The organism is Streptomyces sp. NPDC004721, assembly GCF_053601495.1.
This window is the reverse complement of record NZ_JBSGBZ010000051.1, coordinates 11830-24117: the sequence shown is the minus strand read 5'-3', so window position 1 is coordinate 24117 and position 12288 is coordinate 11830. Positions and strand designations below refer to the sequence as shown.

Annotated in this window: 13 protein-coding genes; 6 read left to right on the top strand and 7 right to left on the bottom strand. The window is 66.7% G+C overall.

Annotated features, from left to right (window positions below):
- The first annotated feature begins 179 nt into the window (after positions 1 to 179).
- Positions 180 to 389: a hypothetical protein gene (locus ACWEK3_RS32920; RefSeq protein WP_384441454.1), complete on the top strand. Its 210-nt coding sequence runs from the start codon at positions 180 to 182 to the stop codon at positions 387 to 389.
- 160 nt (positions 390 to 549) lie between these two features.
- A complete protein-coding gene (locus ACWEK3_RS32915) occupies positions 550 to 681 on the top strand; it encodes a hypothetical protein (protein ID WP_388730107.1) in 132 nt (43 codons plus the stop codon).
- Between the two features lie 220 nt (positions 682 to 901).
- Here the strand turns inward: ACWEK3_RS32915 and ACWEK3_RS32910 are convergent, their stop codons facing one another.
- Positions 902 to 1066 (bottom strand): hypothetical protein, encoded by a 165-nt coding sequence (locus ACWEK3_RS32910; RefSeq protein ID WP_453251305.1) that lies wholly within the window; start codon positions 1064 to 1066, stop codon positions 902 to 904.
- Positions 1067 to 1897: 831 nt separating this feature from the next.
- Here ACWEK3_RS32910 and ACWEK3_RS32905 point away from each other — a divergent pair.
- The 3 genes from ACWEK3_RS32905 (at position 1898) to ACWEK3_RS32895 (ending at position 4886) form a co-directional block, all read left to right on the top strand.
- A complete protein-coding gene (locus ACWEK3_RS32905) occupies positions 1898 to 3178 on the top strand; it encodes an MFS transporter (RefSeq protein ID WP_450546482.1) in 1281 nt (426 codons plus the stop codon).
- A gap of 672 nt (positions 3179 to 3850) precedes the next feature.
- The gene (locus ACWEK3_RS32900; RefSeq protein ID WP_384089443.1) at positions 3851 to 4081 is read left to right on the top strand and encodes an SHOCT domain-containing protein; all 231 of its coding nucleotides are present in this window, start codon (positions 3851 to 3853) and stop codon (positions 4079 to 4081) included.
- A 574-nt stretch (positions 4082 to 4655) separates the two neighbouring features.
- The gene (locus ACWEK3_RS32895; RefSeq protein ID WP_453251304.1) at positions 4656 to 4886 is read left to right on the top strand and encodes a DUF397 domain-containing protein; all 231 of its coding nucleotides are present in this window, start codon (positions 4656 to 4658) and stop codon (positions 4884 to 4886) included.
- 638 nt (positions 4887 to 5524) lie between these two features.
- Here the strand turns inward: ACWEK3_RS32895 and ACWEK3_RS32890 are convergent.
- The 6 genes from ACWEK3_RS32890 to ACWEK3_RS32865 form a co-directional block, all read right to left on the bottom strand.
- Positions 5525 to 5680 (bottom strand): ATP-binding protein, encoded by a 156-nt coding sequence (locus ACWEK3_RS32890; protein WP_453251323.1) that lies wholly within the window; start codon positions 5678 to 5680, stop codon positions 5525 to 5527.
- A 151-nt stretch (positions 5681 to 5831) separates the two neighbouring features.
- Positions 5832 to 6050: a hypothetical protein gene (locus ACWEK3_RS32885; protein WP_453251303.1), complete on the bottom strand. Its 219-nt coding sequence runs from the start codon at positions 6048 to 6050 to the stop codon at positions 5832 to 5834.
- 74 nt (positions 6051 to 6124) lie between these two features.
- The gene (locus ACWEK3_RS32880; RefSeq protein WP_365436902.1) at positions 6125 to 6502 is read right to left on the bottom strand and encodes an SH3 domain-containing protein; all 378 of its coding nucleotides are present in this window, start codon (positions 6500 to 6502) and stop codon (positions 6125 to 6127) included.
- Between the two features lie 299 nt (positions 6503 to 6801).
- The gene (locus ACWEK3_RS32875; RefSeq protein ID WP_453251302.1) at positions 6802 to 8172 is read right to left on the bottom strand and encodes an IS1380 family transposase; all 1371 of its coding nucleotides are present in this window, start codon (positions 8170 to 8172) and stop codon (positions 6802 to 6804) included.
- Between the two features lie 96 nt (positions 8173 to 8268).
- On the bottom strand, positions 8269 to 8667 hold the full coding sequence (locus ACWEK3_RS32870; RefSeq protein WP_453251301.1) for a hypothetical protein: 399 nt from the start codon (positions 8665 to 8667) through the stop codon (positions 8269 to 8271).
- A complete protein-coding gene (locus tag ACWEK3_RS32865) occupies positions 8664 to 9518 on the bottom strand; it encodes an IS5 family transposase (RefSeq protein ID WP_453251300.1) in 855 nt (284 codons plus the stop codon). The genes ACWEK3_RS32870 and ACWEK3_RS32865 overlap by 4 nt, the downstream gene beginning before the upstream one ends.
- Positions 9519 to 9860: 342 nt before the next feature.
- On the opposite strand from ACWEK3_RS32865, the gene ACWEK3_RS32860 reads away from it, so the two are divergent.
- On the top strand, positions 9861 to 12242 hold the full coding sequence (locus tag ACWEK3_RS32860) for a M14 family metallopeptidase (protein WP_453251299.1): 2382 nt from the start codon (positions 9861 to 9863) through the stop codon (positions 12240 to 12242).
- The last annotated feature ends 46 nt before the right edge of the window (positions 12243 to 12288 follow it).

Sequence of the window (12288 nt, the reverse complement as noted above, 5' to 3'; positions counted from 1 at the left end):
CGGGCCAACATCGTGGTTTGATCCCTAGCGCCGCCGGTTCGCGCGAAGCTGTCCGGAAACGGACATCGTCTGAAGACGGATGCTGTTCGGATCCGGACGCCGCTCTCCTGCGGTCGCGGCCCGCGCATGTCCCCAGCGGGTCCGCTCCCCTTATGAACATGATACGAAGGGAATTCCTCATGATGTCCGCTCCCCAGGTTCAGACCGCCGAGATCTCCGACACCGAGCTCGACAACGTCTCCGGCGGCCTGAGCCCGCACGCCACCGTCGTCGCCGGCCCCACGACGGTCAGCGACTCCGATGCCCTGGCCCAGGTCGGCGCCGTCGCGAACCAGGCCGTGGGCGTCCTCGGCCAGTACCACCAGGCCGGCGCGTCCGTCTCCATCTGATCCACGGCGGCGCCGGAGGACCGCCCGGGAGGTGTTTCCCCCGGGCCAGTCCTCCGGCGCCGAACAGGGTCGGTGGCCGACGCTAAGCCACTCACGCCGACCTCCTCAGTGGGAGCACGGCGGTCGCATTCATATGAATGACGAAGCTTGAGGACCATCAGTGGCGGACAGCGGAGAACCAGCAGTGCCCGGTCGGCTGACGGTCATCTCCACCACCACCGAGGGCATCCAGGTGCTCACCGTGGTCGGCTACATCGACCACAACACCGCCGGGCCCCTCCGTCAGGTTTAGACCTAGACCCCTCACGCCTTGGGTCCATTCCCCGCGCCGTGGTCAACCTGCGCCAGGCTCCCTTCATGGACTCCACCGGCATCAACCTCCTCATCACCGCCCAGCAGGCCCTCACTCAGGCCAGCAGTTGGCTGCGCCTGGCGGGCGTCTAGGACACCGTCATTCGCACCCTGCGCCTCGTGCAGTTCGACACCGTCATCAACTGCTACCCCACCCTGCGTCAGGCCTCCGCCCCTGACACCAGCAACAGCGCCGCGAGCGCGATCCGCCAGTCCCAGCGGTCGAAGAGCTTGCAAATTCGTGTCGGCACCAGGAGGGCAAGGGTGTTGAGCGGCGCCGTGGCCATGTACGGCCAGATCCCGGTGAACGAAACCGCCGATCGCACCGCCGTGCACCTGGCGGGCGACGTCTGCGGAGCTTTCCTGCGGCTCAGTCGTCAGAGTCCTCACCTCGACCGCCGCCCTTCCCTTCCTTGCCCCTGTGGTCGTGATATCCGGCGTCGCCGTGAGGCTACGCCGGTGGCGTCGTCTTGGGCGCGGTCACGGATGACGGCGGGTCGGTGAGGGGTGTGGTGGGGACGGCGGTGGGTGCGGGCGGTTGTGGGGCTGTAGGGCTGGTGCCGTCAGAGTTCAAAGAGGCTCCCAGTGCTGCGGCCGCCGCGAACAAGGCGGCAGCCGCTCTGCCCAGAAGGGCCGAGGATCCCGGCTGTCACATATCCAGCCGATCACCCCGCGAGCACCGAGCACACGGCGTTACCGCGGCACGGCGACGCACCATCCGACTGGAACCGCCTCATGAGCGCCGCCACAGACCAGGGAAGCAGGGGGTACTACGCCGCGGACGGGCGGGGAACCGGCGCCGTCCAGGCTGCCGGATGTGAACACGCGATCACAGTTGACACGCTTAGTGATCTTGTTCACTATAGGCCTCCACCTGTGACACGCAGCACCTGGAACGCGCTGAACAAAGTGACCCCCGGGCGGGGTCACGCCGCCTGCACTCCGGGGGAGGTACGCGGGCGGCAGAGGACAGGGGCAGACCTGTTTACCCCCCGTGGCGGGCCTGCTCTCTGTTCATCTCGCGCCATTTCGAGTGGAGTTCACGTGCGGCGTTATGTCATTCCCATGGCTTCGGCGACGGAGGCGTTCTCCTCCGCGTGAGCGGCGGGCAACGCCTTGGCCGTCCCTTCCCCCACTCAGCGAAAGACCCCCACGTCGTGACTGTCTCCTTACCTGAGGTCCAGCCAGCCGGCCGGCACGCTGCCGTCCCCACAGGCAGCCTGTTCCGGCGCGTCTACACACCCCGCGCGTGCGACGCCCTCGCCTACTCCATGTCCACCTATGCCATGCCGCTCGTGGTGCTGGCCACCACCGGCTCCGCGTCCCTGACGGGCCTGGCCTTCGCACTGGAGTGGATACCCCGGGTGGCCGCGTTCGGCTTCGCCGGCGCCCTGGTGGACCGCAGCGGCGCGGCGATCGTCTGCTTCATCGCCTCGCTCGCCCGCGCCCTGCTGGTGGCGGGCGCCGGTGTGGCGCTTCACCTGGTGCCGCCGGGCGCGGCGGAGACGGTCACCGTCATGGCACTGGCCGCTGTGACCGGGGCGCTGACGCAGTTCAGCTTCATCGCCAACGAGGCGGTCGGCGCCGTCGTGAGCCGGCAAACCCAAGGGCAGACCCACAAGGTGCAGTCGGTACTCATCGGCATCGACCAGACGGCCACCCTGGTCGGCCCTGCGCTGGGCGGCGTCCTGCTACTCACCGGCCCGACACGCATGCTGGCGTGCCTGAGCGTGCTGTCCTTCCTGTCCGCCGGACTCGCCCTGCAGACCCCGCCCACTCCCCTGCGCGCCGCACGCCGTGACGAACCGGCGCCGGGCGGTGGCCTATGGGAAGGATGGCAGACCCTGCGCGCGCTGCCGTCCCTGCGTCGGCTCGTGGCCGGACTGGCCTGCTCCAACCTCATGCTCGCGCTGCTGCAATCGGCCAGCCCCATCCTCGTGGAGGACCGCTTCGGCCACTCCGCGGCCGCCGCCGGCGCGCTCTGGTCCATCGCCGCGGCCGCCACCTTGGTCGCGGTCGCCTGCTGCCGCGCCGGCCTCGACCGGCTCGGCCTGTGGGGGGTCGGCGTCATCAGCGCAACCGTCGCGGCGGCCGCCTGCCTCGCCGTGCCCCAGGCCCCCTCCTACACCGGCTACGTCGCCCTCGTGGCCCTCTTCATGGCCGCCGACGGAGGACTCACCGTCGTCCTGCGCACCCTCCGCTCGCAGGTCATCCCACCCGCGGCCTTCGGCACGACCCTCTCCCTGACCATCCTGCTCCTGCTACTCCCCTTCCCCCTCGCGGGCATCCTGCTCGCCCTCACCCCAGCGCCCTATCTCACCGACGTCATCCGGGTATGCGCCCTGCTGCAGGCACTGACCCTGCTCGTCACGTTCATCCGACTGCGCAACGACCCGGTCCTCCGAAGCAGGACATCACCAGCCCACCACGAGGCCTGACTTGCCCATTCAGCCGTCCAAGCGCCAGTTCGACAACAAGCGCCGCGGTCCTTCCCAAGCCGTATTGCGGCCCCGATCCAAGACCCCGGCAGCACGGTGGAGCCAGTCCCAGCTGTAGACGCTGTGCAACCGCTGCTCACCATCCTTGGCGCAGCGGCTGCACACGACCGGATGCCCCGGCACGCGGTCTCCGCCGGGGCACACTGCCCGTCACAGCCGCGAGCAGCGGCAAGGCCAGGCCTAGCCTTGCAAGCCATGCGCCCCGCACGGCGCCGGCAACGAGCGCCATCGGAACAAGAACCACCACAGCATGGGCGAACAGCGGATGCGCCGACATTCCATTGACCTCAGTCGGTCCCACAGTCAACCTTCCCTGATCGCCTCACCGAGCCGACCGCCGCAGGCACGGCGCCAGAACAGGTGCCTTCCCGGACCGACAGGGTTCTCCCCAACCACTGACGACCAGCCCATCGGCCCATCACCAGCCCGCGCCGCCGACCGGGGGATAAAAACGCCTGCAGTTCGTCTGCTCCGACAGGGACGCCGACACCCGCACGGTGCACGCGCCGAAGAGCCCTGGCACCACCTCTGGGACTGGGGGAAGGTAGGAAGAGGAAGCCTCCCTGGGAGGTGGGCACAGTGTGGTACTGGCACGGTGGTGGCTGGGTCTGGATGGCCTTCATACCCCTGGTGTGGATCGTGCTGCTCGGCCTCTTCGTGGGGGTCGTGGTCCGCCTCACGCAGCACCCCACGAATCGCGGCAGTGGGCAAGGCCCGGGGCAGCCACCACGAGAGACACCCGAGGAGATCCTCGACCGCCGCTTCGCCTCCGGTGAAATCGACGCCGACACCTACACCGAGGCACGCGAACGCCTCGCCGCCCACAGGCCGAGGCCCCAGTGACCGCGGCCCGGCCGTTCGCCGGGCCCTGCATCGGCCGATAGGCGGTGGGAGGCAGTGGCCGCTGATCGCGGGTGCGCATCGCCGATCCGGCTTCCGGCGGTGATGCCGCAGGTTCTGCAGGTCAAACGCTCATATCATCGAGATCCCCAGGGCGGTACCCCGCCACGGCCCACTGGCCCGGTACTGCCGCGTCTCAGTTGATTCCGCCGTCCATGGCCCGGCGACGGCGTCCCATGCGGACCTTGCCGACCAGCAATTCCGTCGTGCCCGGCCGGCCACAGCGACGGCGCAGATGGAGCCGCGTAAGCGGTGACGAGTAGGGCTTTTCAGGGACCGGGAGCCATGTGTGGGCCAGAAGCCTGGAAGTGCGCTTCACCGGGTCTTGTCGTACAGGTCAGAGTGGGTGAGCTGCGCGATCGCCCCTCGGTCCTGAAGACTGTTGCGCGACTTTCTCTACCTCATCCAGGCCCGCGCACAGCGCGGGCGCGCGCCGCCTCTGTGGTCCAGTTGCGAGGTTGGAGAGAGAGCGTGAAGGTGGAAGTAGAACGTATGATCGAGTTCAAATGGAGCTCTCATGCAAGCGGCAAAGGCTGAACTGTACGCGCTTGACGTGACCCAAGCACGCTGGGTCAAGAGCAGTAAGTGCCCCTCCGGCTGCCGGCCGGGCTGCGTCGAGGTGGCGGACCTTGGTGGCGGGGCTGTTGCCGTCCGTGACTCGGACCATCGAGACCTGCCGCCTCTGCGGTTCACTGCAGAAGAATGGGCAGCCTTCCGAGATGGTGTGCGCAAGGGCGAGTTCGGGTAGAGCATCTCGCGTTCACCAATGTTTAGCCGGGTCCGACCTCGCGCTGCGGCCCGGCGTCAGCGAAGCCAGGCACGGTCGCGGACCAGTGACAGGGATGCCCAGACACGCCCCATTCCCCAGGTGCTTCCGGCGCCCTTCGCACACTCCAGGGCAACTCCCAGCATGATTAATAGGGCGAGGAGATCCAGGGACCCCTCGCTCAGAACCTGCACTGGGTCGACTCTTCGCCCGGATGGAAGAATAGTGCGAATGTCGAGGCCATCCCCACCTCCTGACTGTGAGGCTGTAATTTCGATTTTCTTGATATGCGGCAGTCTAGCGATTTGCGAGAAATCATCAGAGACCTGCTGTGTGATGTTCCAGCAGTGACGCCCTTGTTTCTCTCAACTCTATCTCGGACCGCTCAATGTCCAGTGCTATGTAGCCAGCATGAGAAGGGCTATCGCGGAGATAGTCGAAGAAGAACCTCATTCGCCCAGAAGGGGCGAGCTTCCAGAAAACCTCGAAGTCTGATCTGCTCAGTACGGTCGGACAGAGGGCGCAACCAGGAGCAAAGCCAGTCAATCGGTCGCCATAATGCCCTCCGGATCGGGGATGTCCACGAAAGTACTTTCTACCATCTTCGAGTTCTACGCTTACTAGGGGCGCCCTATTGGAGAGAGGTTGCGGGCTTCCCTGCGCGATTTCATCCCCGCGTTCCCTCTTCTGCTGACCTTACCTCGCAGGCAGAACTCAAGTGCGTCAGTAATTGACGACTTCCCGGCTCCGTTATCGCCGAGGATAAGGGTGGAGATTGATTTCCCTCGGATGGAAGTCAGGGGGCGGGTTCGGGACCCGGACCCGGGAGGTGGCTAAAGCCGCCGAGTAGCCGGGAGGAGTCTCACCTCCCGGCCCTCACAGATCCGTACGTGACGGTCGCCCGTCATACGGCTCTTGTCGTTCTGGTCACCAGACCTGGGGGACGTGGGTGGTCCAGGCCCAGTGGAACCTGGGTCGTCGTGCGACGGCCTGGTTCCATGCGTCCTGGGCTTTCTTGCGTCCCCGCAGCCGCTTGAACTTCTTGCGCATCCACCGCATCAGGTAGAGGCCAGACCTCAAAGCCTTGGCCCCGTACAGGCGCCGTCCTCCCCGGCGGCCGGCGCCCTTCACACCTGGCTCGGTCATCAGCCGACCCCGACCGCCACCGCCTCAGGCGGACGTGTCGCACGCACCGGCGTTACGGCGGCCCGTCGGCGGGATCAGGCGCAGCGCGGGGCGACGTAGCCGGAGGATCCGGTGTACACGTACGCGTCCGAGACGTACCCGCTTCCGATGTAGTCCCAGAGGTTCGTCGTGCCGTAGGGGCCCGTCACCGTCGTGCCCGGCTTCTGGCAGACGATCGATACGCTCGCGCCCTCCGGCAGTGTCTTGACGATGCTGTACGTGGTGCCGGGGCCGCTGCGGACGTTGACCTGGACACCCGGCGCGACCTTGTATGTAGTGGTCGCCAGCGCGGCCGCCGACGCGGCCTCCGCCGTCTCCCCCTGGTAATCGGCAGCGCCGGCGCTGGGGGCGAAAACGACGCCCGAGATCAACAGAGCGAATACTGCCGCGATTCCTGAGATTATTTTGCGCATGCTAGCCCTCTTTCATTTTGATTGACCGGCGAAGAGGATATCGGCAGCGTGATCTTGAGGAAAGGGCACCAACCTCGATCCTTCAGGCGTGATTGCTGCCAGTTGAGGTGATCGGTTCATCCCGTTTGTCCCGGCCGGTGCCGGGTGGGATCTTCGCGTGTCGCTGCGGCTGCGCCGGGCTTCCACGGTTTCCGGGGTGGGGCTGCTCCTTCCTGGCCTGCGTCGGGGTGGTGGCACCCGGTTCATGGAGCGGCGGGCAGTGCGCCGAGCCGTCGCCAGCTGGTGGTGAAGGCGTCGGCCTAGGGCCAGGTGGTCTCGATCCGCAGCCATCGGTGGCGGGCGTGCTTCGCGAGGCGGGCCGGGAGCTGGTAGAGCCTAAAACGCATGGTGTCCGGCTCTGCGTCGGCCAGGTCGGGGTGATCGTGGAGGGTGAGCAGACGGAGCCAGGCGTCCAGGTCGGCGGCGAGGTTTGCGCTCAACATCCATGCCTCGTTGATCGTCCAGGACTTGGCGGGCAGGTTGTGCAGGCCCATGGCCTTGTTCGTCCGGACGTGGTCTTCCACTGCCGCGTGGTGGCGGTGCAGGGCGTCCAACCACTGGATCTGATGGGAGCCGGCGATCCGGGTCATCCTGGAGATGTTGGTGGCGGTGATCGAGTACTTCCAGCCCGTCTTCTTTTCGAAGGGCGTGAAGTCCTTCATCTGCCGGCCGGACGGCTTGACCCGGCGGACGATCAGCCGCATCCCCTTGATCCAGCCCTCCCGGCGGTTCAGCCCGGTCAACTCGGCGACGAAGTAGCCGTCCTGGAGGCTGCCGTCCTGCTTGATCGAGGTCTCCCAGGCAGTCTCGGGCAGGAGGGCGATGGCCTTCTCGTCCTCGTCGGTGATGGTCCAGCCGGTGGTGAAGCGGACCGTGCGCCGCATGGTGTTCAGATCCCGCAGGTGTTCGTGCAGGCCATGGGTGGCGCCCGCGCCGTCGACCCGCACCAGGATCTTCGCCGTCGAGGCTCCGGGGACCTGGGCGAGCGCCTCACGCAGCACCCGGATGTGGTCGGCCACCGTGTTCGAGCGGCGTTGCCCGCACGCAGCAGCATCGCCAGACACTCGGAGGTGTTCGCACACCACCGCGGCCAGGGGATGAAACCCGAACGACTTCTTCCAGGTCGCCGCGGCACCCTGCTTCTTCGACGCTGCCGTGATGATCGTGGCGTCCATGTCGATCACCACCCAGCGGTGCAGCCGCTTCCCGGCGATCGTCAGCCACGGGAACCCGCCCGGCCGCAGATGCAGCAGCGACCACACACCCCGGCGCACCTGAGCCCGCGCCCGAGCGATCTTCGCCAGGACCTCCTCCTCCATCGCCTCCAGCGTCCGGCGGGTCGTCGAGTCGGACACCGCCGGCCCGAACAGGCCCTGGTGGTGGGCCTGCAACTGCTCGGCGTCAGACAGATTCACCGCCCCCAGCACGATCGCTATGGCGAGTTGCACGACCACGGCCGCGCGGTCTCGCCAGCCGGTTCCGGTCCCGGCGGGCAGCACGGCCGCCAGCGCGACCGTCAACCCCGTACGGTCGGCCAGCCGGCGCAGCAGTACCGCCCCGGCATGCCCGATCAGCCCCTTGCCGTCGGCGACCACGGACAACCGCCGGTCCCACCCCGTAGGCTCGCTCACCAGATTGGTGCCCTGACTCTCGCAGCGGATACGACGTCGACACTCGCATCCTTGCAGGCCAGCGGCACCTTTCTGCTACCGGGACGTCAGAGGTCGTTAAGTCCGTTTCTGGTAACGGCCTCGTCCGGGCTGGGTGAGGAAGCCTTGGCGGGTGAGGCGTCCGAGACGGCTGCGGGTGATGTTGACGGATGCCTCGCCGGTGGGCATGCCGAGGAGTTCGTGCAGCTCACGGGCTCGGAACTCTTGATCAGGGTGCTGGTTGAAGGTGTTCACGATGTCCTGGTAGGCGTTTTTCATCTCGGGTGGCGCGGGTTCGCCTCCGGCCGGTGCGAGTTCGGCAATGACCTTCCGGGTGGTGGCCAGGTCCGCAAGTCGCGCTTCGGACTCGGCCAGGACGGCGGTCAAGTACTGAATCTGGTCGCGCAGTTCACCGATCCGGGCTGTGATCTCGTCGTGTTGGTCCTGGAGGTCGGCGACGAGCTCGATGACGTTCACGCGGCCAGCCCGAGGGTGTCGCGCCAGGCCGGACTCGGTGTGGTGCGTCGGCGGGCCATGTTCGCAATCGAGGCCCAGTAGACGCGCGAGGTGGAGGTGTCGAGCCGGTGGTCGTACTCGCGGGCCAGACGGCGGTGCAGCATCAACGTGCCGTTGACCTGCTCCACGACCCACCGCTTGGGCTGCGGGACAAAGCCTTTTCCCTGATCGTCCGAGTTGCGGCGGACGACCTCGACGTCGATGCCCAGCAGGGCACCGTGGATGAGAACCTCGTCCTTGAAGCCTTGGTCCCCCAGCGCCTTCTCCAGGCGCATCCCACACCGCTCGGCTGCCTGGTCGAGCAGGGCGGTGCCGGCGGCGTTGTCGTGGGCGGATGCGGCCAGCACGACGACGCCGATGATCAGCCCCAGAACGTCGACGGCCAGTCCCCGCTTGCGGCCCGACAACCTCTTGTTGGCGTCCAGTCCCGTCGTGGTCTTCGGGACACCGGCGGCCGCGCGGACGGACTGGGTATCGGTGATCACGAGGGACGGGTCCTCTAATCGCCGGGCCCTCTCCCGCACCTGGCAGCGCAGAAGTTCCTGGATCCGCTGGTCAAGACCGTCTTCGCGCCACAGGCCGAAGTAATAGAACACCGCTGACCAGGCCGGGAAGTCGTGGGGCAGGTAGCGCCACTGACAGCCCGCCCGGTTCTGATAGAAGATCGCGTTCACGACTTCCCTCAGATCGCAGGCCCCGGCATCACCGGTCGCCGACCGTGCCACCCTGTCCTGCTTCCAGGCCGTGATCATTGGCTCGATCAACGCCCAACGCTCGTCCGACAAGTCACTCGGATACGGTCTTCGACCCATGCCCGCATCCCAGCATGCGCATGACCGATGGTCGGCTCGTAAGACGAACAGTCCCACGATCGAGCGATCACGAACGGAGGAAAACCGGACTTAACGTCCTCTCAGATCGCCCAATTCCGCTGAATACCCAGGGTGAATAGCCCCGTTGCGAAGTGTCCCAATTTGGGTCGCGGAGATCTTGACGGCGCTTTACCTTTCCCAACAGACTTCCCACAACTTGGGTGCCTCGCCCGACTGACACCCCCGTCTCGGGAGGGCGCGCCAGATGGAGGAAACTCGATGAGGAGTCCCCGCAGAGCGCGGCATTACGCGCTCTTGCTCGCAATTCCCTTGGCGGTCACCATGAGTGCCCTTCCGGCGCTCGGCGCCCCCACGAGCCAACCGGTCACACCCGACCGCGATTCCAGCACCGCCCAGAACGGTGTCGCACTGATGCGCATCGTCGTCCCCGATAAGTCGGGGGTGGACAAGCTTGACGCCATGGGTGTCGATTTGGCCGAATACAGTAAGCCGGTCGACAACGGCATCGAAGTGCACGCCGTCCTCAGCCCTGATGAGACCGAGAACCTGCGTGACCAGGGCTTCGACGTCCAGAACCCCATTTCGGACCAGGGCGATTACAACGCGAACATGCGCGCCCGTTCGCAGGCGGTCGCGATCGAGGCCGCCGACGCGGCCGAGGCTGACACACTCACGCCCCTGCGCGCCGAGTGGTTCACCAGCCTCAACGACCAGCGGTTCCTGTCGGTCGAGGTGAAGTCCAGCGCGACGGACGCCCAGACCGTCCTCACCGCCTCTTGGGACAGTGGCAAGGGCACCGAGCCCGGCTCCGGCGGGACGGCGACGATGTCCCGCTTCACCGACGCCGGCGAGTACATGTACCACCGGTTCAGCGCGCCGCTGGCGATCACCGAGGCCCCCGCCACGGTCACCGTCACCAGCAGCCGCGGCGGCACGATCACCGTGCCGGTGACCAAGTGGCTGGGTGACCCGGTCAAGGCGCCGAGCCCGAACTACGTGTCGGACTTCGTCGACCACTACATGGACCCGACCGAGGTCACCGACCGGGTCGTCGGTCTCGCCAAGGAATTCCCGAACATCTCGGAGATCATCAATCTCCCGTACAAGACGAACGGCTACCGCCGCCAGGCGCAGGCGCAGTTCGGCACGGGTTCGGGGACCGCGCTGGCGAGCACGTTCTACGTGACCTCCAAGGCGTACGGCAGTGAGGGCGGCAACGACCTCAGCATCACGCTGAAGGACCCGGGAGCGAACAACGCTCCGCTGTCGGTCGCGGTCAACGGCAAGGAATTCGTGGTCAACCTGGCCACGGACGCCTCCGGCGCGATCACCAGCACCGCGGGCCAGGTCGTGAACGCCATCAACGCCAACGCGGCGGTGTCGACGCTGGTGACCGCCAGCCTCTACCGGACCAGCAATGGCACCGGTGTGGTGGCCGCGGCCCCGGCGACCCCGCTGACCGACGGCCTCAAGGCGCCGGCGAGCGTCTCGCGTGAGCCGTTCCAGATGAAGGCGATCCGGATCGGCAAGCACCGGGACGGCTCGAAGACCGGTGTGTTCCTCTACTGCCAGGAGCACGCGCGCGAGTGGGTGACCCCGATCACCTGCGTGGAGACCGCCGAACGGTTGCTGCGCAACTACGCGCAGGACGCGAACACCAAGAAGCTGGTGGACGACCTTGACATCTTCATCATCCCGACGATGAACCCCGACGGCGCCCACTACTCAATGTACGACTACAACATGCAGCGTAAGAACATGGTCAACTACTGCGCTGCGGACAACTCGGACCCGGCACGCCGCAACTCCTGGGGCGTCGACCTCAACCGCAACTTCTCCGTCGGCAGTGGCTTCGACGGCTACACCGGCGGCAGCACCAGCTGCACCGGCGAGACCTACTCAGGTCCGTCGGAGCTGTCGGAGCCGGAAGCGCGCAACGAGGTGTGGCTCGCGAACAACTTCAAGAACATCAAGTTCGCGATGAACACCCACTCCTACGGCGGCTACTTCATGTGGCCCCCGGGAGCGTACAAGTCCGCCGGCCGTGAGGTGCTGCCGCGGACGGACATGGGCACGGAGAACTACTTCTGGAACGCCTCCACCCACATCCTGTCCGCCGTCCAGGACTGGCGCGGCACCGGCATCCAGCCGGGACGCACCGGCCCCGTGGTCGACGTGCTGTACTCGGCGGCCGGCAACAGCGCCGACGAGTTCTGGTACAACAACGGCATCATCGGCTGGGACTTCGAAGTCGGCACGGACCTCTACGACCCGGCCACCAAGAAGTACAACGCGGTCGGCTTCCAGCCCCCGTTCAGCGAGGGCCACGAGGAGGCCATGGAGTTCTCCAACGGCCAGATCGGCATCCTCGATGTCGCCCGCGCCTACGACAAGGACCACCAGCAGCCCACGTCGAAGCTCGCGGTGACCGACGCGTCCGCCACCTCGACGACGTTCACCTTCACCGTGGACGAGCCGGCGAACATCTACTACACGCTCGACGGCAGCCGCCCGACGATGAACTCGCCGAAGCTCGCCGCCGCGGGCATGCGCGAGGGCGCCGAGAAGATCACGGTCGACAAGAACACCGTCGTCCAGTGGTTCTCCATGGACCTCGCGGGCAACTACGAGCAGAACTACAAGCCCGACGGCAACGGCAAGAACTACAACAAGCAGAACGTAACGGTCGGCGGCACGAACTAACCCTCCGCTGACCCTCGGCCAACCAGCCCCGGCCCGTGCCACCCAG

Coding starts and splice junctions, on each gene's coding strand:
- ACWEK3_RS32885 (WP_453251303.1), bottom strand. CDS start 6,050: ATGACCGAGCCAGGTGTGAAGGGCGCCGGCCGCCGGGGAGGACGGCGC.
- ACWEK3_RS32900 (WP_384089443.1), top strand. CDS start 3,851: ATGGCCTTCATACCCCTGGTGTGGATCGTGCTGCTCGGCCTCTTCGTG.
- ACWEK3_RS32860 (WP_453251299.1), top strand. CDS start 9,861: ATGAGTGCCCTTCCGGCGCTCGGCGCCCCCACGAGCCAACCGGTCACA.
- ACWEK3_RS32920 (WP_384441454.1), top strand. CDS start 180: ATGATGTCCGCTCCCCAGGTTCAGACCGCCGAGATCTCCGACACCGAG.
- ACWEK3_RS32865 (WP_453251300.1), bottom strand. CDS start 9,518: ATGGGTCGAAGACCGTATCCGAGTGACTTGTCGGACGAGCGTTGGGCG.
- ACWEK3_RS32895 (WP_453251304.1), top strand. CDS start 4,656: ATGCAAGCGGCAAAGGCTGAACTGTACGCGCTTGACGTGACCCAAGCA.
- ACWEK3_RS32880 (WP_365436902.1), bottom strand. CDS start 6,502: ATGCGCAAAATAATCTCAGGAATCGCGGCAGTATTCGCTCTGTTGATC.